The organism is Halomonas sp. 141 (assembly GCF_002810305.1).
Lineage (GTDB): Bacteria > Pseudomonadota > Gammaproteobacteria > Pseudomonadales > Halomonadaceae > Vreelandella > Vreelandella stevensii.
In genome coordinates, this window is record NZ_PINZ01000049.1 from 1 (window position 1) to 20,913 (window position 20,913).

Consider the following 20,913-nt stretch of genomic DNA (forward strand, 5'->3'; position numbering starts at 1 on the left):
CCCTACCGGGCAGCGGTCAAGGCTGTGCTGCCCCAGGCCCGTATCGTGGTCGATAAGTTCCATGTGGTGCGCATGGCCAACGATGCCCTAGAGAGAGTGCGCAAGGGCCTCAGAAAGGAGCTGAAACCGTCCCAGAGCCGGACTCTCAAGGGAGACCGGAAAATCCTGCTGAAACGCGCTCACGAAGTCTCAGACCGGGAGCGCCTCATCATGGAGACCTGGACAGGCGCGTTCCCGCAACTGCTGGCCGCCTACGAGCACAAGGAGCGCTTCTACGGCATCTGGGACGCCACCACACGGCTCCAGGCAGAAGCCGCCCTGGACGAGTGGATAGCCACCATCCCGAAGGGCCAAAAGGAAGTCTGGAGCGATCTGGTCAGGGCAGTGGGAAACTGGCGCGAAGAGACCATGACCTACTTCGAGACGGACATGCCCGTCACCAACGCTTACACGGAGTCCATCAACCGACTGGCCAAGGACAAGAACCGTGAAGGGCGCGGTTACTCCTTCGAGGTGATGCGGGCACGAATGCTCTACACCACGAAGCACAAGAAGAAGGCACCGACTGCGAAGGTCTCTCCTTTCTACAAGAAAACCATCGGTTACGGACTGCCGGACTTCGCAGAGGAACTCAACTACGGAGTCGATCTATCAACCATCTGAGGGTGGTATCAGATTGATGGGGTGAAGGTGCCCCATCAACCATTAAATCCGTATACCCAGATTAATCAGGGCAACACTGAGGCTAGCCGCACAGCACGCCATGAAGTAGCCGATGTAAAAGCCATTCGTACCAAGCTCAATGTTTCTCAGGCGGAATTTGCCAGCGCAATGGGAACCAGCGTGGATACGATCAAAAGCTGGGAAGGCAAACGTAATAATCCTACGGGGCTAGCCGCTAAGGTACTGGCGACGATTCGGAATAACCCAGACTTTTTCAATGAAATTGCTTCACACTAACACCTACTTTCCTGACATAAGAATAATGGTAATTTGACGTGAGTGTGAAAAGCGCATTCTTAGACGCGCACTCCCGGAAAAATTGCGCCATCACCTGAAGCCCTTGAATCCGCATGCGAATGCAATGGCCTTGTTCAGCCAGCTACATACTACTGTCAACCACCGTAAGGTTGTCTTGGTCTGCGCAACAATATCTTCTTCATTAACTAAGACCCTCTCCTAGGGAATCTGCGCAGTCAACGAATCGGAGGCGTCCAATAGCCTGCTCGTCACAGAGTCAACAGCCGTTGCACAGATCTCGTTACGGTTGTACCAGACCCTAACGAGTTTAATGGCGTACAGTTACCACACCAGCCCGAGCCAACTCGGTGAATCGCATTACCTTTTCTTCAACTGTTCATTTTATTTCAGCTTAAAACCGAGAGGTTGCCTGAAGTTTACTATCTGGATTGAGTATTGCACGAGGGGCTTTCATCATGGCCTGAAACTCCAAAGCGAAGACTTGAATGCAAAATCACAGGCCAGCGGGCAATAGAGTGATCAAGCACACTCATAAGACCGGCGCAAACAAATAGGCCGCTCGAGCCGCCACCCGATGCCAAAGCGGCTTATCGCTGATCTCTTCTGGCTGCATCTGCCGTGCCCGCGCGAAATCCGCCTTGAACATCGCATCAACCTCGGCGGCAAAGTCGGCGTCCATCACCATCGCCGTCACCTCGAAGTTGAGTCGAAAGGAGCGGTTGTCGAGGTTAACGGTACCCACTGCCGCACCGATTTCGTCAACCAAAAAGGCTTTGCCATGTAAGAAGCCCCCCTCGTAGCGATAGACCTCGACCCCCGCCTCGAGAAGCGAATCGAGAAAGGCATAGGCCGCAAAGTAGGTTAGAAGGTTATCTGGACGTTCGGGAATCAGGATTTTCACCTCTACTCCGCTTAACGAGGCTAGTTTAAGCATCGCCAGCACCCCCTCATCTGGCACAAAGTAGGGACTGGATATCCAGATACGCTCTTGCGCGGCGTGAATTGCCTGTTGAATCATCAGACTAGCCGTCTCAAATCGGTCTGCGGGCCCACTCGGAAGAATGAGCACCGGTGTACCATGGCCGCTTGGAATTAGCGGTGACCAGGGAAGCTCGGGGATTTCCTCAGTCGCCCAGTGCCAATCTTCAAGAAACACCAGCTGCAGCGCCAAGGCCGCAGGCCCCTCAATCATTAGGTGGGTATCACGCCACGGGCCAATTCGTGGGTGGCCTTCCAAGTATTCATCGCCAACATTGAATCCACCGACCCAAGCTCTTTCCCCATCGGCCACCATTATCTTGCGATGGTTGCGAAAGTTGAGCTGGAAGCGATTACCTGTCCCCCGCGTAGAATGAAAGCGATGTACTCGAACACCCGCCTCTTCCAGCGTCTGGAGATAGTGGCTCGGCAACGCATAACTTCCAATTTCATCGTATAGAAAGAAGACCTCCACGCCCTGCCTAGCCTTCTCAATCAGCCGTGCCTGCAGCGCCAATCCCACTGCATCAGCCCGAACGATATAAAACTGCACAAGCAGATAGCGCTCAGCAGCATCAATACCGGCAAACAAGCTCTCGAAGGTCTGCTCACCGTCGATCAGCAGTTCCACCCGGTTGCTACCTAGAAACGGCAGCTTGGCCAGCTGTTCGACACCCACCAGATGCTTGTCAGCGTGTTCATCCGAAACCCCATGAGCCCGCAGCTCGGCCAGTTTTTCAGCAAGCGCCTGCCCCAACACCGAGTTCTCGTCGCGTCGTGCAGAGACATAGCCCTGGAATTTCGTGCGGCCGAACACCCAGTAGGCTGGCACCGCCACATAGGGCAATGTGTTTAGTGAAACGATCCAGGCCACAGCTCCCTGAGAGGTACGGCTCGACATCATCGCATCCAGTGACGACACAAACCCAACCAGATGAGCAACTCCCACCACGAGCAGTAAACGACGCCAGAATCGACGTCGCCTGGAGGGCAGCGTTACTGCCCCCGGCTTTTCCCTTTCATCGCTCATGCTCCCCCTAAACCACCTTTTCTTCGCTGTAAAATCAGTTTTATCATTGCCGCAACCTGAACGGTAAAGACAATACTCACGAGCCTTACAAACCAGAACCGAAACCAATTGGGCCCAGACACCCCACTCTGGAAAACTAGATTCCTGAGACTCAGCTCATAATGTAGGAAGAGAAAGTAGATTCCATGAAGAGCAACTAGATAGAAAACCACATAGGCATAATTTTGAAGATGCTTCCATGTTGAGCTTCCCAGGAAGCGCATGGCCTTGTCGGATGATATGGCAAACAGGACGAGCCCAAAAAAGAGGGCGACTAACCCGACCATATTCGCAAGCCCGAACCCCGGATCCACAAGAACCGGGCCTGAAAGCCCCGCCAAAGGCAGCTCCTGATAGCCTAAAAATCCACGAATCGACCACCGTGCCCAGCCATCCCACACTAGAAAAGCATGCACAGAGGCAAAGATCGCAAACCAGATCCCGAAGGCTCGCCGCCAATTGACAAGAAAGCTCAATTGCCTAGGCCATATTTTCACCACAGGGCCTATCACCATGGTGACAAATAACAGGATAAAAGCAGCATCGCCTAAAGCACGCCAAGTGCGCATCTCAGCGTCCCACTCCATTCGGCTCAACCAAAAAAGATAAGCTGTCATGGCACCAATCAGTACAACAACGAAATGTCTTCCAATTCTATGACGCCTAGTCGACATACTGACTTTTTTAGCTATAACGTGATGGTTCATATTTTTTCATACCTAGACACCACTTCATCGCAAGGCTAACCCTATTTCACATATGATTAATATCGACTTTATTCGGGTGCCTGGGAAGCTTGGCTGACTTTTCTCAGCATCCCAAACACCCTTATGAAAGCGTTAAAGACCCACCTCATAAAGCAATATCAAGGGTTGTGCTTGTTCTTCTAGAAGCTCATCCTGAGTTGGCGTATCGATGGGCACTACTTGACCGTCGGATCTCTCCAGCAGTTCTTGGAGTTGTGCATAATTTACCGATTGATCCACGATGTACTGATTGAGCATCGGCTGCGTCTCAAGCAGTGATTGTATGCCGTGATTCTGATCTCCAAGAAACTGATATACCTGCACAAACGCAGTGCCATCGTCCCAGCCGACCTTGATGGGCTGATCGACGATATTAACCTGAGTACCTAAAGGCACAGCACCGAATATTGCTTTAATATCTTCCGGAAACATGCGTATGCAGCCACGGCTAGCGCGCATGCCAATGCCGTCTGGATCATTAGTACCGTGAATTAGATAACCAGGTATATCGAGTAGGATGGCATGCTTGCCGAGTGGGTTATCGGGACCTGGCGGCACCACGGCGGGTGCTGATTCGCCCCGCGCCGCCGCTTCTTCACGCATGGAACGTGGCGGATACCAGGCAGGATCCTCAAGCCGCATGGTAGTGGTGGTAATTCCCAGTGGGGTGTCATAGCCGTCTCGACCAATGCCGATCGGATAGGTCTCGACTCGGGGCACCTCACCTTCGCCTACCTCCGGATAATAATAGAGACGCAACTCGGCGATGTTAATTACAATGCCAGTCCTCTCGGCATCGGGCAGGATGTGCTGGGCTGGCACGACCACTTCTGTTCCGACGCCCGGCACCCAAAGACTGACGTTCGGATTAGCCCGACGGATTTCCTCGTAGCCCAGGTTATGGGTACGGGCGATATCGAGGAGCGTATCCGCCTCGTTGTCTACCACTACCTTATAGGCCTCACCAATCAGGTCACCGTACTCAGGCAACCTGTAGTGGCCCTGCGGCCACTCCCCCACGTCTTCAGCAAGCACAGGCGAAGTGCTCAGCAGCGTAGCGATAAGCAACGCCCCTAGCCCCGTTTTAATAATAATGGCAGTAATGGTGTTGGAGTGCCCAAGCGATAGTATCATTGTGTCCTCCTCTCTCGGCGGCGCAGATATAAACCGGGTTGGCTATGATTATCCACCGGTTGTTGGCGCGACCAGGTGATCAGCGCCATGCCGACCAGTATCATAGGGGCAGTCAGCAGCATTCCCATGGTGACCCAGCCAAACGCGAGGAAGCCGATGTGTTCATCCGGCAACCTCACGAATTCAACTGTGAAGCGAAACACGCCGTACAGCAGCAAAAAAAGACCAGAGATCAGACCTCGCCGCCTCGGTTCAGCGGAAAGCCACCACAGCAGCACGAACAGCACCACCCCTTCCAGGGCGAATTCATAAAGCGCAGAGGGGTGTCGTGGCTCTGGGCCCATGTGGGGAAACGGCATCGCCCAGGGCAGGTTGCTGACGCGCCCCGGCAGCTCGTGATTGATGAAATTGCCGATTCGCCCTGCACCAAGACCGATCGGCACCAGTGGTGCGATGAAGTCGGTTAGGGCAAAGAAGCCGAGCCGATGCTTTCGCGCAAACCATAGCGTCGCCGCCAGCACCCCGAGCAGTCCACCATGAAAGCTCATACCGCCTTCCCAAACTTTGAACAGCCATAAGGGGTTGGCCATAAACTGTTCTATTCCATAGAACAGGACATAGCCCAACCGGCCACCAACCACTACGCCTACCGCGGAGTAAAAGATCAGGTCGCTAATGTCATCGTGGGTTAGCTTAAGCCGATTAGCTCTAAGGCGCCCAAGCCACCAGGCGGCGCCGAAGCCCACCACATACATCAGGCCATACCAGTGAATCGCGAACGGGCCGAGGCTGATGGCCACTGGATCAATCTGGGGATATTGCAACATGTGGTATCTCCCAATTCATTAGAGGTGCGACCAATCGCGCCCACCGTTATTACTGATCAGCAGTTGATTGAGGTCATCAACCGCCACCAAACGCTGGGAGTCGTGCGGATCCAGCGCCAGATGCATCAGATAGCGCTCTTTCCAGCCACGCTTGACTACCTCCCAATCCCGGCTGCCCTCCCCAACTCTCAGCAAGCCTACCCCTATCATGAAGGCGTAAAGCTCTCCTTGGCTGGCCACCACCAGGCTCGTAGGGCGACGCTCAGGGTATACTTGTCGCCATCGTTCGCCTCCGTCAGGACTCATCAATAGCCCGGTTTGGGTGGCGGCATAGAGTTGTTCGGGATCACGGCTCGAGGCAGCCAGTGAAATCAGCCCGGCCGGCGCCTGGGCGCGAATCTGCCAATTGGCTCCACCATCCTGGCTGACTTGGAGCTGGCCACCATTAGCCCCATAGAGCACGTCGGGACTGGCCTCACTGATGGTCATCTGATGAAAGTCCACCGGGCCATCAACGCCGATAGCTAATTGTGACCAGCTGCGGCCTGAATCCCGGGACTTAACCACGCCGAGGTTGCCACCCCTGGCCGGGTGGCCGCTGGCAAAGAAGGTCTCGGCTTCTTCCGGGTGAGGAGCAAAACCCATGAAGTCATGGGTCTCCTCCGAGACCCGGCGGGCCATTCCATCACTACCAACGGCATAGAAGCCATGATGGGTGGCCAACCATAGTCGTTCGCTATCCGCTCGATCGACGGCCAGGCCGTGAATATGGGTCTGCTCTCGCAGTTGCTCAAGACTGATACTACTCGGTTCTCGGGAGCAACCTGAAAGCAAGGTAAGCAGGAAGGCCACGGCGAGTGGCCAGCGATAATAGGTCATGACATCACGTCCTTATCAGTCGTCAGGTGGACAAGCACCACGCAAAGCCAACGCGCAACGCCAAAGCAAAACAAGGCAAGCTCAACTCACACGGATCGTTGCCATCATGCCTAGCTCTTCGTGTTCGATGATGTGGCAGTGGAACAGCCAATCGCCGGGCTTGAGGAACACCATGCGCAGCCTGAGACGCTGATAAGGAGCCAGGTTGACGGTGTCCTTCCAGGCCAGCCAGGGCGCGTCTCGCCATTCCCTGTCAGCATCGCGGGTAGCGATCACCTGAAAGTGGGTGCCATGCACATGGAAGGGGTGATCCATATGGGAGTTATTGAAGACTTCCCACTCCTCTACCTCGCCAACCTGCCCCTCAAACAGGACGTCGTTCATGGCAAAGGCACGGCCGTTGATCAGAAAATCCACCTTGGGTCGAACCGCTCTATCATCGTCGCTAGCGTGACTCGCCCCATGCCCCGGCCCATGGGTTCCGTGATGGCTGTCACTGCCGCCGTGGCCGGCATGCGGATCGCCATTCACCGCACCGTGATTGTCATGGTCTGGCATCACCTCGGTCAGTTCCACTTGACGTCTCACCACTGGTTCGCCTAGGGGTTCGATATGGGACAAGGGGTCAGGTAACGCGACGGCGGGGTATACGCCAGTATTTAGGGTATGAATCGATAATAGCGAAGCAATCTCGTCCAGATGTGCCGGCTTAGCCCCCATCCAACCACGTGTATAGGGATGACTCGCCAGCTCAAAACTCCTTTCAGATTTCTCGCTGATGCGTACTAGCAGATCGACCCGCTCACCCGGGGTGAGCAGCAACTCTTCGAGTGGTTGTGGTCGCTCGATCAGCCCGCCATCGGTACCGATCAGGGTCAACTCGTGATCTTCCAAGCGTAAACGCAAGTACCGGCCAGCACAGGCGTTGACCAGCCGCAGCCGCAGAGTAGTGCCCGGCGCCACATCAAGACGTGGCTCGCGTTGGCCGTTGACCAACAGAAGCTCCCCCTCGCGTCCATTCATCCAATCTTCGCTGGTATGGGGCGCCACTTCGCCATTCATATTCAGGCGCAGGTCGCTGACCACTAGCAAATGCTCTTCCACCTCCGCGGGCAACACGTCTAACCGGGGCCTGACCAACAATGCACCCGCTAAACCATGAGCTACCTGACGCGCAGTACCTTCATGTGGGTGGGGGTGGAACCAGTGTAACCCTGCATTCCCCCTATGAAGGATATAACGATAATGTCGTGACTCTCCGGGCAATACGGCTTCCCAGGGTGCCCCATCTTGCGACTGGGGCACCGGCACCCCATGCCAGTGCAGCGTCGTTTCCTGCTCAAGCTCGTTTATCAGCGTAATATCTAACTCATCCCCCTCGCGCACCTCAATCAATGGCAACACTTTGCCGTTGTAGAGCCACAACTTAGCCTCAAGCCCATCGCTCACTGGCACCGCTTGGGCAGCGGGGGTTAATACACTTTGAAAGCGCCCAACCTGATCACTCAAGTTTGCAATCCGAGGCAATGGTTGAAGGGGTTGTCCTGCAGGGATGCTAGCGTTATCCAGCAGGGCTGTTGGTAACGCCTGGGTATGTCGTCCGGCCAATGCGTGAACCAATAGGCCAGACCCAGAGAGTGCGATACCACCCAGGGTGGTGTAGCGAAGAAATTCGCGACGTTTCATGGCTATTCCTCGTGATTAAAATCATCATCTTGGCCCGCCATAGGCGAGCTGAACGTTCAGCGATGAAGGTTTAAACGCGAGGAGGGCGATCAAGGAGCGCGCGTGGAGCCGGTGACCAGTTGACTAAATAACGAGGCAAGGTCGACGTGGCGGAGGTTGCGTCTTCGATAAGCAGCGCTAGGTTTACCGCACACTGAGCACAGGGCATACAGCACTCTGCCATATGAGAGGCATCGTGGTCGCCAATGCTGACAGACCCAACAACGTCGATCGCTCCACTGGCTAGATCAATGTCAGTGAACAGACAAGGTTCATCTTCATGATGATCCATCGCCATGACCATCAATGGCTGCGCCAAGGCAAGGCTTAGCAGCAAACAAAGCAGCCATTTAAAAGCGGAGCAATTCATGACAAAGAAGTAATCACTATCGAGTGGAGGATATTAAGAGTATTTCATGGCTTCACAGACACACGCAACCCAAGTGCAGCAGGCAGGTTGCCGAATTACCAAAATTGATACAGGTCAACAAACTGCCTACTTTCACGCCCTGAGATGCCTTAGGCATGCCTGAATGCCATATTGAGAATTGACCTAGGTGCTACACATAGCCTCAATACTTCAGGCATCGGCCTTTGATATAGGCCTGTCGCTGATATAGGCCTGTCGCTAAGGAGAACGACCATGGATATTCGCAAGCACACTCTCGCCTTCGGACTCACCCTGGCCCTCGCAGCCAGTGGTACCGGCATTGCTTTCGCCCAGGGAATGATGGGTGACCAAGCGGGCCAGGGACGCTCCATGATGGAGGGCGGCATGGGTTCCGGCATGATGGGGGAAATGATGGGCGGCGGCATGATGCCCTGCCCGATGATGGGCGGCGCCGGCATGGACATGATGTTGATGCTCGATGATGATCAACGCAGCGAGATGCGTGAGCTGATGCAGGAGCACCGACCTGCCCAGTTCGAACGCATGGGGCGGATGATGAACCTACGCGACGACCTGATGGCGGAGATGCACGGCGATCGCCCAGACCCTGATGAGGTTCAGGCGCTACACGGACAGATGGCCGAGTTGCACGGTGAGATGATGGCCGAGATGGTGCGCATGCGAAATGCCATGCATGACCTGATGAGCGACGAGCAGCGCCAACAGCTGGAGCAGGCCACACCCGAGAGCGGCGTCGATTCTGACGACCACGACGCCCACCACTGACCGAGATGTCACTGCGTAGGCATTAGGACGGACGGCCAACCCTGGCCGTTCTCTCATCAACGCCAGCAGGAGGTACACGATGTCCGATTCGACCCCGAACATGATCACCCTGACGGTGCCCGGCATGGGCAGCGACCACTGCGCCGGCATCGTGCGCAAAACGCTCGAACGCCTTGATGGCGTGGGCACGATCCAGACCAATATCGCCAACCATCATGTCAGCGTGACGGTCGAGGAAGGCGGACCCGACGGCAACACCCTGAAGGGAGCCGTCGAGGGTGCCGGCTATGACGTGGCCGCCGTCAGCGGTGGTGGCCAGCAGCAGATTCGCCTGACGGTGCCCGGCATGGGCTCGGACCACTGCGCCGGCATCGTGCGCAAGACGCTCGAACGCCTCGATGGCGTGGGCGAGATCCAGACCAATATCGCCAGCCACCGCGTCAGTGTGACCATCGAGGCCGGTGGCCCCGATGGTGAGGCGCTGAAGCGCGCCGTCGAGGGGGCCGGCTATGACGTGGCCGCCGTGCAGACCGAGGAGCAGGAGGCGGGCGACGGCGACGCCGAGATCGAGGAGGCCTACCTCGCCCAGGCGCGCAAGCGCCTGATCATCGCCGGCATACCCGCCACCCTGATCATGCTGTTGATGATGCCGCACATGTTCTGGCAGCCGATCCCGGGCTACCTGGCCATCGTCGCCCTGCTGGCCTTCCCGGTGATCTTTCTCTACGGCGGCGCCGCCACGCACCGCTCGAGCTGGCGCTCGCTGAAGAACGGCACCTTCAACATGGACGTGCTGATCTCCATGGGCAGCCTGCCGCCCTACCTGATCGGCCTGGTCGGCTTCATTACCCCCATGACCTCGTTCATCGAGATGGGCGCCACCATCATGACCTTCCACCTGCTGGGGCGTTACCTGGAGGCCCTGGCCAAGGGGCGCGCCTCCCAGGCCATTCGCCGCCTGCTGACCCTGGGCGCCAAGACGGCCCGGGTGGAGCGCAACGGTGAGGAGGTCGAGGTGCCGGTCAAGGAGCTGGCGCCCGGCGACATCATGATCGTGCGCCCCGGCGACAAGATCCCCACCGACGGCGAGGTGGTCGAGGGCGAGAGCCATCTCGACGAGTCCATCGCCACCGGTGAATCGATCCCGGTCTACAAGAGCCCCGGCGACAGCGTGATCGGCGCCACCATCAACAAGGAGGGGCGCCTGCGGGTCAAGGCGACCCGGGTCGGCGGCGATACTTTTCTCTCCCAAGTGGTGCGCCTGATCGACCAGGCCCAGGGTTCCCGGGTGCCGATCCAGGAGTTCGCCGACCGCATGACCGGCCGCTTCGTGCCGGCGGTGATCCTGATCGCCCTGGCCAGCCTGGCGGCGTGGCTGCTCATTCCGGATGCCCTGCGCCCGATCCTCGACTGGGGCGCGACCTTCCTGCCCTGGGTCAACCCCGAGGCCGCCACCCCGGTGCTGGCGATCCTGGCCGCCGTGGCGGTGCTGGTCATCGCCTGCCCCTGCGCGCTGGGCCTGGCAACGCCCACGGCGCTGATGGTGGGCTCCGGCATCGGTGCCGAGCGCGGCATTCTGATCCGCTCCGGCGAGGCGATCCAGACCTTCAAGGACGTCAAGGTGATGGTGCTGGACAAGACCGGCACCATCACCCGCGGCGAACCGACGCTGACCGAGGTGGTGGCCGCCGAGGGCGTCGAGGAGACGCGCCTGCTGACCCTGGCGGCGAGCGTGGAGAACGCTTCGGAGCACCCCATCGCCCGGGCCATTGTCGACGGTGCCAAGGAACGCGATGTGACGCCCGGCGAGGTCAGCGAGTTCCGCTCCACCGGTGCCCGCGGCGTCTCGGGCCGGGTGGGCGACGCGAGCGTGCTGATCGGCAATCGCCGGCTGCTCGAGGAGGAAGGCGTGGCCGGCCTCGAGGCCCTGGATGACGCCATGGGCAAGCTCGAAGCGAAGGGGCGCACCGTGGTGATCGTGGCCGCCGACGGCCAGGCCCTGGGCCTGGTGGCCGTGGCCGATACCCTCAAGGAGGAGTCGGTCGAGGCCATCCGCGGCATGCATGCGCTGGGCCTGCACGTGGTGATGATCACCGGCGACAACGAGCGTGCCGCCCGGGCCGTGGCCGAGGAGGTCGGCATCGATGAGGTCCAGGCCGGGGTGCTGCCGGAGGGCAAGGTCGACGCCATTCGCGCCCTGCAGGCGAAGCACGGCAACCACGTGGCCATGGTGGGAGACGGCATCAACGACGCCGCGGCGCTGAAGCAGGCCAACGTGGGCATCGCCATCGGCGCCGGGGCGGACGTGGCCATCGAGGCCGCCGACGTGACCCTGGTGCGCGGCGAGCTGACCGGGGTGGTGGAGGCCATGCACCTATCTCGCGCCACCTTCGGCAAAATCGTCCAAAACCTGATCTGGGCCAGCGCTTATAACGTGGCAGCCATTCCCATCGCCGCGATTGGTCTGCTGCACCCGATGATCGGCGTCATCGCCATGACCGCAAGCTCTCTCTCCGTCATTGGCAACTCGCTGCTACTCAAGCGGCGCTTCGCCACAAACAACCCACAAGGAGACGCCAAATGAACCGCATTCACCACTGGATGATGACTGCTTGCTTAGTAATTATGGGCGTGGCCATGTTCTTTCTAATGTGGCGCGGCCAGTCACTGGGCACTGGGGCCTGGCTGTTGCTTCCCCTGACACTCTGTCTTGGCATGCATTTCCTCATGCATCGCCATTTCGGTCATCATCAAAGAAATAAGGATGAGAAGTGAGCCAGCGTCATTGCGTTCATGAAATCGATGTCTTCGGCATCAAATATAGCCAGTACTAGCTTCAGTCTTCCTTAAAGAGACAGGTGGCCAAGTAGTGACCACCTGCTATTTAAATATATAGATTTTGCTGGACTAGCATAGGTACTACTCAATATCCTGGATTTGAATATAGATAGAAAAAATAAAAACAAATAAAAAAAATACTTAATTTAACAAGAAGGAAATAACCATTGCCCTACTACCCAAACTGCATGGGCATAAGCTAGCAAGCAACCGGCCAGTTACTAAATCATGATCGCCAAAATATTCAGGTTTCTCGCTCTGTTCCTTGGCAACCGTAGTGCTAATGCTGGATGATGGCAATTCCAACTAGATGCTGACGCGTCCGAATTGCCAAAATAACGAATTATGCGGGAAAACACGCTGTCCTCCTCTTTATATCCTCTATTCTAAAGAGCTAAGCTGATTCATTCACTATGTACGTACCGGCACCCAAAATACCGGTGGGGTTAGGACTAGACATGGCCAAAGCAAATCCATAAATTCTCAAGTGGGCTCGAGAAACTGCTGGCCTAAGCCTCGAGGAGGCGGCTAGCAAACTAGCCCTTGGCGGAAAGAGAGTGACCGGCTCAGAAATGTTGGCAGCGTATGAAGCGGGTGACCGTTCACCCACTCAGCCCCAATTGATGAAAATGGTTAAGCATTACCATAGGCCTTTCATAACTTTTTTTCTGCCTACTCCGCCGCGTAGTGCCTCGTTGGGCGAAGACTTCCGTCGTCTTCCTGAGGCGAAGCGGGATGAGCATCAAGGTAGCGTAAGCGCTCTTGTTCGTGACATCTACCTTCGCCAATCACTAGTTAAAGATGCTCTTATTGACAAAGAGGAGGACGTGATTGTCGATTTTGTGGGTAAAGGGCAAGTCACTTCAGCCGTAGATAGTGCCTGCCGTACAATAAGGGACTATTTTGAAATCGATATTGCCGCATCACTACTGCTGCATGCCTTCTTCCTGGTCACCAATCTCAGCCAGTTCGACTGGCCGCCGGAGAAGGTTCTGGCGCTCTACCGTAAGCGCGGTAGTGCCGAGGCGCACATGGGCGAGGTGAAATCAGCACTCGACGTGCATCTCTCCTCGACCGACCGCGGCGCTTCCACCGTTCAAGAGGTGATGGCCCGCAACGAAGTGAGTCTGCTACTGAGTCTCTACGCCTACCAGGTCTTGCATGGACTGCGCTGCCTCCTGGAGCGGCAAACCCACCAAGGCTGGAGCCTGAGCCGGATGCGCGAGCAAGTGCTCAAGATCGCGTCCACTATCTCGCTACACGCCCGGCGCATCACTGTTCACCTTGGCGATGCCGCTGACAAATGGTGGCCCACCTTGCTTAAGGGGCTACCGAAGCTGACCGCACTGAGCTGATACACGGTTGATATCACAACCGATCCAAGCGCAAGGCGGCCATCACGATGGCTGGCGATCACGGCTGCCCTGCCTGATGGCCGGAATCGATTACTGAAGGTTATATAGCAACAAAGAAACCGTACTGTTTGGGTATATATCGGCAGGTACTCACACCGCAAATACGGCTGCTGGGAGTCGGTGCCAGCAACCTGGGGCTTCGCGATGCTCAATCAGCACACTCATGAATAAGGCGGGATAAGTGCTACGCAAGTCTGGTTGAATTAACTGAATACAACCTGGATATAGTCCAGTTAATTATCTGACCCAGATTATGCTTTGGTGTAAGAGAGGTAGGCTTAACCTACCAACATGCGTAATGGCATCCACAGACCCATGGCGATCATTACCAGATTTTCAGTTAACGATACAAAGCCCAGCGGCACATTACTGTTTCCGCCGACGCAGGCACACTTCAGCTCCCGCTTGTCGATATACACGGCTTTAAATACAGAGACGGCACCTACCGTACCAACAAATAGGGCAAGCGGCGCGGCAAACCAGGTTAATGCCCCGGCCAGCATGAGCAGGCCAGCTAGTGTTTCGGCGTAGGGGTAAACGTAGCTGTAGGGCACATAGCGCTGAGCCAGCAAATCGTAGTTCAAAAACATATTGCTGAAACTTTCGACATCCTGCAGTTTTTGTAGGCCAAGTAGCACCATAGCGGCAGCCACTGCATATTCCGGCATACGCGCTGTGAGTAACGAACCCTGTACGGCCCAGCTAATAGATAGACCTATTAGCAGTGCGACGGCAAAAATCGCCAGCACGGGCCGATAAGTCTTTTCTTTTGAATTGGAAACGCTCATTCCCAAATGTTTGCGTAATTCTTCATAGCCTCCAATGCGGCTATCACCGATGTACACTTGGGGCGTAGTGTCGACGTTTTCTTGAGCCTTGAACGCGTCTATCTCATCACGGGAGGTTAACGTGTGATCGTCAACTTCAAAGCCTTTACGCTTGAGTAGATCAAGCGTTTTCAAACCGAACGGGCACATATGCTCGGCGGTTTTCATCCGGTAAACCCGTGCAGAGGTAGTGGGTGCTGACCTTGGCATTGTGCCTCCTTTGCTAAAAAAGTAATGTTAACTAAAAGCATAGAACCTATGTGCCACACACAGGCAAGCACACCCTACTCTTTTATTTTAATATTCTAGCTACGGTTACAAATAGGCTTATGCAACGATAGACATGCCTGCTAAATAAAAGGGCCAGCATGAAGGCTGGCCCTATATTTTAAATCATTGACTATATATTAATAGTCAACATGTAACTCATAGCGGTTATTGTCCTTTTCTTTAGTACCTCCCAATGCATTACCTGTTACTTCAAGCTGATAATTACCTGGCTGCAATTGGCGAACCATTTCAAAATGGCCACGGGGGCTGGATGCTTCTGCCACCTGCTGTCCAGCTGCATTGTAAAGCACAGCAGAGATACGGTTACCAGTGCTGGTTGCGCCTGGGAAGTGCTCACTTGCTATCTTCAGCGTAGTCGCTTGTTGAATGTTAATATTGAAACGCTTTGATTGGCCTTGGGCCAGCAATTGTGTAGAAGAGACGCCTCTTTCAAGTAGTGGCAAATCTTGGATGGTCGTCCCATAGTTAGCCAATGCAGGCGTTGAAAGAATGCTAGCTACAAGCGCTCCAAAGAGAATTGATTTAACTTTCATGATAACTACTCCAGTGGTTGGTTACATGGTTATATTAGCTGGGGTTTTTGAAATGAAGCTGAATATAAAAATAAAAAATAATAAAAAACGCCACCATTTGGTGACGTTAAAAGTTACACACTGTCAGAGTCGTTAGAACATTAGTTTAACACCGGCAACACCTCCAGTATCTTCAGTGTTGTCGCCACTGGCTCGGGAGAGATCTGCAGTGTCGCCGTATTCTTTCTCCCAATAGGCACCGATGTAGGGGGCGAAGCGTCGGGTCACTTCGTAGCCTAGCCGTAGGCCAGCACGAACCGAGTTAAGGCCTTCGCCCACGCCAAATTCTTCAACTTCACTGGCGGCCACGGCAATTTCGGTGCGCGGCTGTAGGTAGAGCCGCTGAGTCAGGCGCAGATCGTATTCGCCTTCAAAACTGGCGGCCACGTCGCCATCTTCACTCACTTGTAATGCCACGTCGGTTTCAATGCCGTAGGGCATTACGCCTTGCAGGCCGACAACCCCATAAGTGCGTTCAGCGTGATCATCGGAGAAAACACCGCCTTGATAACCGATCCCCCCCTGTAACTCCCAAAAATCAGCCACTAAACGACTATAGAGTAGTTCCAAAGACTCAAACTCAGCATCTTCGCCGTCGCCCTGGACATTTTCGCCTTCTGACTTTAGGTAAATGCGGTTGATATCGCCGCCGTACCAGCCTTGAAAGTCCCATACCACGGCTTCTGGGCCTTTATCAGGCACGCTATATTCGAGCCGATCAAACAGTGCCATACCCATATTATGTTCCTCAGTGGGCGCTGGCCAACTGTCTGGTGCCGCATAGCCATCTTCGGCTTGAGCGGTCGTGGCGGCGGCCATGCCAAGGGCGGCGCTGGCGAGGGTTAAGTAGCGCTTAATTTTGGCTCTTCGACGCTGAGTGTGGAATTCATTCCCTGAGCCAGGCCAGAATATAGTCTCCACAACGGCAGCAGGTATGACATGGACGGCACCCAAATTCTGACTCTCGGCCTGGGCCTGCAAGCGCCCTGGATTCTCAAGGATCAGCACCTGGATACTTCCGTATCGCCCCATCGGCTGGATCTCTATGTCGAGGCCGAGCGAGGCAGCCTCTACTCCTGTCCTGAGTGCGGCCAGGCCTGTCCGGCTCACGATTTCGCTGACAAGATCTGGCGGCACCTGAATTTCTTCCAGCATCACTGTTACCTGCATGCCCGCGTGCCTCGCACCAGGTGCCCCGAGCATGGCGTCAAGCGCATCGAAGTGCCCTGGGCGCGGCCGGGCAGTGACTTCACCCTGCTGTTCGAGCAGGCCGCCATGTCGTTGGTCAAGGAGATGCCGGTACTGGCTGTCTCCCGGCAGTTGGAGATCTCCGATAAGCGGTTGTGGCGCATCGTGCACCACTACGTCGGCCGGATGCTGGAGCAGCTGAATCTGAGCAATATAGCCGCCGTCGGCGTCGACGAAACCGCCTCCCGGCGCGGTCAGCGCTACGTCACGGTATTTCTCGACATGCAGCGCAAACAGGAACCGGTGATCTTCGCCGTCCCCGGCCACGGCAAGGAGGCCATCGAGGCCTTCCACGCCTTCCTGGTGGCGCACGGCGGCGACCCGGACAACGTGGTCGAGGTCGTGTGCGACATGTCACAAGCCTTCCTCAGCGGCGTGGCCGAGCATCTTCCCATGGCCGAGGTCACGGTTGACTGGTTTCATATCGTGCAGACCTTTACCAAGCGGCTGGACGAGGTGCGCAAGAAGGAGCGCCGGGAGCAGGGACACCCCAGGTCGCTGCGCTGGGCCCTGCTGAAGAGCCTGGACAACGAGAACCTGACACCCAAGCAACTGGCGGCGCTCCAGGAGCTGGTGACCGATCAGAGCGCCACGGCCGATGCCTGGATCATCAAGGAAAAGCTACGCTGGGTCCAGAAGGCCTCAACGCCCAGAGCGGCCCGGTGGCGCATCACGAACTATCTCAAGGTCACGAAGGCGGCAGTCTCGGAGAAGCCTCTCCTGACGCCGATGGGTAAGGCCCTGGCAACGCTGGAGCGCCATGCCGATGCGGTGGTTAGGCGCTGGATCTCGGGACTGACGAACGCACGACTGGAAGGGATGAACGGCCTTTTCCAGGCGGCAAGGTCACGCGCTCGCGGCTACCGTAACGAGGCCAACTTCATCGCCATGATCTACCTGATTGGCAGCCCGGTGGGCCGCCTGTTCGATCAGGCCAAATCCACATGAAGTGACGAAGAACCTTAATTTTCATACTGCCTCCTTAAGAAACTTGAACAACGCGGAACATGCCAGCATCCATGTGATAGAGAAGGTGGCAGTGGAACGCCCAACTGCCCTCTGCATCTGCGGTGATCAACGCAGATACGCGCTCACCGGGCTTCACATTTAGGGTGTGTTTGCGTGGTATCAATTCCCCTTGGCCGTTTTCTAGCTCCATCCACATACCGTGGAGGTGAATAGGATGCTCCATCATGGTGTCGTTAATCAGAATTAGGCGCAGCCGCTCATCTTTCTCAAAATGAATAGGGCCGGTCACTTCGCTAAACTTCTTACCGTCGAACGACCACATATAACGCTCCATATTGCCGGTCAGGTGCAGCTCAAGCTCACGGCCTGGCTCACGGCGATCAGGCCATGGTGTGAACGCTTTGAGATCCCGGTAAACCAATACGCGTCGTTCGTCAGGATCAATGCCGATTCCCGCCTGGTTATAGCGAGAGCCCGGCTGAGCTTCACCGGCGAGAAGCAAACCATTTGCGCCTATTTTGGCCTGCTCGGCTGCCATCCCCCCCATAGTAGAGTGATCCATGCCTTGCATGTTGGACATACCGGAGTGATCCATCCCAGCCATGCTGGAATGATCCATCCCCGACATGTTGGACATGCCAGAGTGATCCATCCCCGCCATGTTGGAGTGATCCATACCGCCCATACCGTGGGCACCCATGGCTTCCATACCGCGGTCTGCAATTTGACGGCGTTCAGGAATCTCCGCCTGCATGCCTTCACGTGGAGCTAGCGTGGCGCGTGCATAGCCGCTCCGATCCATGGCTTCGGCGAAGATGGTGTATGCCCGGTCGTCTTCAGGTGAAACCAGCACATCGTAGGTTTCAGCCACGCCAATACGGAACTCATCAACAGGAACGGGTTGCACCGGTTGTCCATCAGCGGCCACCACGGTCATCTTCAGGCCAGGTATACGAACATCGAAAAAAGACATGGCTGAGCCGTTAATCACGCGTAGTCGTATCCGCTCACCAGCTTTGAACAAGGCATTCCAGTTTTCTTGAGGAGAATAGCCGTTGAGAAGATAAGTATAAGTACTACCGGTGACATCGGCGATATCCCGCGAACTCATGCGCATTTGAGCCCACATGCCGCGCATTTCAGCGGTCTGAGCAAAACCGTTGTTACGAACATCGGCAAAGAAGTCAGCAATCGTGCGCTCTTGGAAGTTGTAATAGCCTTCCATGGTTTTCAGATTACGGAACACCGACATCGGGTCTTCAAAAGTCCAGTCGGTGAGCAGTAACACATGCTCACGGTCGTAACGGATAGGCTCACGCTCGGCAGCGTCGATAATCAATGGCCCTGCATGGCCAAGCTGCTCCTGCATACCGGAATGACTGTGGTACCAGTAGGTACCGTTCTGACGGACGGGAAAACGGTAGGTAAAGGTTTCACCAGGGGCGATACCTGCAAAGCTAACGCCAGGCACACCATCCATTTCCGGCGGTAGAATGAGACCATGCCAGTGGATGGAGGTGGGCTCGTCCAGCAGGTTGGTGACACGCAGTACTGCGTCTTGACCTTCTTTCAAACGAATCAGCGGGCCAGGACTGGTACCGTTAATGGTAATTGGTTGGGCTTCTTGTCCGTCAATAGGCAACGATTCACGGCGGATCGCCAGCGATACCTCGGGCCCTTCTTCAACGCCCTGAGCATAGACGTTGGTACGGCCCCAGGGGTTTGCCCAGGCGGGAGTTAACCCCATTGCTGCAGCAGAACCTAAGCCTAAGGCAGCGCCTCCTTTTAACACTTGCCGACGAGAAAGAGGGTGAGAAATGATACTTGAGCGTGCCATGTGTAACTCCCATCAATGGTGAATAGCACCATCTTGATGGAAGAAGCTGAATCAAAGCTGAATGATGATTAATTGACCACTTCAGCCGTCAAGGGCAAAGCAATCGTCACTCGTAAACCACCCAGTGGGCTTCGTTCAAACTGAGAGTGACCTGAGTAGCGGACGATTAACTGTGCAAGAATCGAAAGGCCTAAGCCGTAGCCAGGACGGCGCTCATCCAGTCGTGTACCACGCTCTCCCAGGCGTGAAAGTTCCTCTTCTGCAACGCCCTGACCATCATCATCAATAGTTAGCGTAAGTGCAGTTACAGTGACTGCAATATCGCAAAGAACGCGCCTGCTCGACCATTTTCCTGCGTTATCAAGCACGATGCCTAATATTTCTGAAAAATCGTGAGATTCAATGGGAACTTGTTCTTCCTCACGTGCTGAGTGAGTCAGGTCGAACATACGCTCAGGATAGAGGCTACGGAACATCTCAATCAGCCGTAAGCTATCACGAGTAACGTTGGCCATTCGTCCCACATTAGGGCCTGCAATACGTGAACGACGCAGCTCCGCATCCAACTGGGCGTTAATGTCTTCAATACGGCTGAGTAGTTTATGGCGCCGGTTGTCATCAATAGGCCGGTTGCCACGCAGTACTTGAGTAACGGCTGCCAGCGGTGTTTTTAATGCGGTGATAGGTTGGCGACCGATTCTCGCGAGCGCTTCAGACGAAGATCAATGTCGTCCATGAACCAGTTCAACTGGTCGACTAATTCATCTAGCTCCGAAGGGGCTACTAATGACAAGCGATCACGTTTGCCTGATCGCAATGCTTCAAGTTGTTGGCGCAGTTGCCAGAGTGGTATGAGTCCACGGTTAACCGCTAGCATGTTGAGTATGATGAGCATCCCTAAAAGCACGGCGGCGATCCCACCGACCCACCAGTGTAAAGTTGCAAGCCCTGATTCTACTTGGGAAAAATCCTCGCCCACCAATAGCACACCCTGCGTGCCCTGCCACTCAAAATGGCGGCGATAGACGAGCATGTGCTGTGTTCCGCGATTCACATCTATTAGGGCATCGCCGCTCTCATCTAGCAACGGAGCCAGCTGTTGCTGCCATTGCGGGTCAGAAGCGCTGACCGAGCCATTGAAACGGAGTACGTAGAGATGATGAAAGACTTGATAGCCTTGGCTAACCGAGTCGAGCGCAGTCGGTACAGCCGTTTGGTCTTGCTCTAGCTGCGCGACCGCGTGGTTTGCTTCACGTTGTAAGCGTTCACCTAAAAAATCCCTTGCCAGGCTCTGTAAAAAGATCCCGTGCAATAGCCACGTGGTGAAGTGGTCCAATTGGAGCGGACACCCCGATAAGCCTCATAATGGAGGCAATGGAGGTGTTCATGACCAAGAAGAC

At 55.6% G+C, this 20,913-nt stretch carries 17 protein-coding genes and 2 pseudogenes; 7 read left to right on the forward strand and 12 right to left on the reverse strand.

Annotation, left to right across the window (positions count from 1 at the left end; all coding sequences use genetic code 11):
• Together CWI66_RS15245 and nadS are read left to right on the forward strand one after the other, a co-directional pair.
• Window positions 1-663 (forward strand): annotated as a pseudogene (locus tag CWI66_RS15245) (ISL3-like element ISPpu12 family transposase); the annotation flags it as partial.
• Window positions 664-690: 27 nt separating this feature from the next.
• Complete coding sequence (gene nadS / locus CWI66_RS15250; protein WP_083844211.1) at window positions 691-960, forward strand: NadS family protein; 270 nt, start codon at window positions 691-693, stop codon at window positions 958-960.
• Window positions 961-1,510: 550 nt separating this feature from the next.
• On the opposite strand, the gene cls is transcribed toward nadS, so the two are convergent.
• From cls to CWI66_RS15280, 6 genes are all read right to left on the reverse strand, one after another.
• The gene (gene cls, locus CWI66_RS15255; RefSeq protein ID WP_100732165.1) at window positions 1,511-2,989 is read right to left on the reverse strand and encodes a cardiolipin synthase; all 1,479 of its coding nucleotides are present in this window, start codon (window positions 2,987-2,989) and stop codon (window positions 1,511-1,513) included.
• Entirely contained in the window at window positions 2,986-3,735 is a 750-nt protein-coding gene (locus CWI66_RS15260) for a ferric reductase-like transmembrane domain-containing protein (RefSeq protein ID WP_100732166.1), read from the reverse strand. Before CWI66_RS15260 ends, cls begins: the two co-directional genes overlap by 4 nt.
• 132 nt (window positions 3,736-3,867) lie before the next feature.
• A complete protein-coding gene (locus CWI66_RS15265) occupies window positions 3,868-4,908 on the reverse strand; it encodes a L,D-transpeptidase family protein (RefSeq protein WP_100732167.1) in 1,041 nt (346 codons plus the stop codon).
• Complete coding sequence (lgt, locus tag CWI66_RS15270) at window positions 4,905-5,735, reverse strand: prolipoprotein diacylglyceryl transferase (RefSeq protein ID WP_081195060.1); 831 nt, start codon at window positions 5,733-5,735, stop codon at window positions 4,905-4,907. Before lgt ends, CWI66_RS15265 begins: the two co-directional genes overlap by 4 nt.
• 18 nt (window positions 5,736-5,753) lie before the next feature.
• Window positions 5,754-6,614, reverse strand: a complete 861-nt coding sequence (locus CWI66_RS15275) for a F510_1955 family glycosylhydrolase (protein ID WP_081137396.1) — start codon at window positions 6,612-6,614, stop codon at window positions 5,754-5,756.
• A gap of 81 nt (window positions 6,615-6,695) precedes the next feature.
• A complete protein-coding gene (locus CWI66_RS15280) occupies window positions 6,696-8,300 on the reverse strand; it encodes a multicopper oxidase family protein (protein WP_096921763.1) in 1,605 nt (534 codons plus the stop codon).
• Between the two features lie 682 nt (window positions 8,301-8,982).
• Between CWI66_RS15280 and CWI66_RS15285 the strand changes: the two genes are divergently transcribed.
• From CWI66_RS15285 to CWI66_RS15300, 4 genes and pseudogenes are all read left to right on the forward strand, one after another.
• Complete coding sequence (locus CWI66_RS15285; RefSeq protein ID WP_100732168.1) at window positions 8,983-9,516, forward strand: Spy/CpxP family protein refolding chaperone; 534 nt, start codon at window positions 8,983-8,985, stop codon at window positions 9,514-9,516.
• 79 nt (window positions 9,517-9,595) lie between these two features.
• Window positions 9,596-12,100 carry a heavy metal translocating P-type ATPase gene (locus tag CWI66_RS15290; protein WP_016915537.1) on the forward strand — a complete coding sequence of 835 codons (2,505 nt, stop codon included), beginning with the start codon at window positions 9,596-9,598 and terminating at the stop codon, window positions 12,098-12,100.
• Complete coding sequence (locus CWI66_RS15295) at window positions 12,097-12,291, forward strand: DUF2933 domain-containing protein (RefSeq protein ID WP_016915536.1); 195 nt, start codon at window positions 12,097-12,099, stop codon at window positions 12,289-12,291. Before CWI66_RS15290 ends, CWI66_RS15295 begins: the two co-directional genes overlap by 4 nt.
• A gap of 989 nt (window positions 12,292-13,280) precedes the next feature.
• A pseudogene (locus CWI66_RS15300) lies at window positions 13,281-13,709 on the forward strand (transposase); the annotation flags it as partial.
• 338 nt (window positions 13,710-14,047) lie between these two features.
• Here the strand turns inward: CWI66_RS15300 and CWI66_RS15305 are convergent.
• The 3 genes from CWI66_RS15305 to CWI66_RS15310 form a co-directional block, all read right to left on the reverse strand.
• A complete protein-coding gene (locus tag CWI66_RS15305; protein ID WP_229800895.1) occupies window positions 14,048-14,764 on the reverse strand; it encodes a MauE/DoxX family redox-associated membrane protein in 717 nt (238 codons plus the stop codon).
• A gap of 239 nt (window positions 14,765-15,003) precedes the next feature.
• Complete coding sequence (locus tag CWI66_RS18070; RefSeq protein ID WP_156808516.1) at window positions 15,004-15,420, reverse strand: hypothetical protein; 417 nt, start codon at window positions 15,418-15,420, stop codon at window positions 15,004-15,006.
• 132 nt (window positions 15,421-15,552) lie between these two features.
• A complete protein-coding gene (locus CWI66_RS15310) occupies window positions 15,553-16,197 on the reverse strand; it encodes a copper resistance protein B (protein WP_016915533.1) in 645 nt (214 codons plus the stop codon).
• A 201-nt stretch (window positions 16,198-16,398) separates the two neighbouring features.
• Between CWI66_RS15310 and CWI66_RS15315 the strand changes: the two genes are divergently transcribed.
• Complete coding sequence (locus tag CWI66_RS15315; protein WP_016915532.1) at window positions 16,399-17,655, forward strand: ISL3 family transposase; 1,257 nt, start codon at window positions 16,399-16,401, stop codon at window positions 17,653-17,655.
• Window positions 17,656-17,689: 34 nt separating this feature from the next.
• Here the strand turns inward: CWI66_RS15315 and CWI66_RS15320 are convergent, their stop codons facing one another.
• The 3 genes from CWI66_RS15320 to CWI66_RS18415 form a co-directional block, all read right to left on the reverse strand.
• The gene (locus CWI66_RS15320) at window positions 17,690-19,513 is read right to left on the reverse strand and encodes a copper resistance system multicopper oxidase (RefSeq protein WP_026001905.1); all 1,824 of its coding nucleotides are present in this window, start codon (window positions 19,511-19,513) and stop codon (window positions 17,690-17,692) included.
• Between the two features lie 68 nt (window positions 19,514-19,581).
• Window positions 19,582-20,028 (reverse strand): ATP-binding protein, encoded by a 447-nt coding sequence (locus CWI66_RS18410; RefSeq protein WP_229800894.1) that lies wholly within the window; start codon window positions 20,026-20,028, stop codon window positions 19,582-19,584.
• A 155-nt stretch (window positions 20,029-20,183) separates the two neighbouring features.
• Window positions 20,184-20,849, reverse strand: a complete 666-nt coding sequence (locus CWI66_RS18415; protein WP_232710939.1) for a hypothetical protein — start codon at window positions 20,847-20,849, stop codon at window positions 20,184-20,186.
• Between the last annotated feature and the right edge of the window lie 64 nt (window positions 20,850-20,913).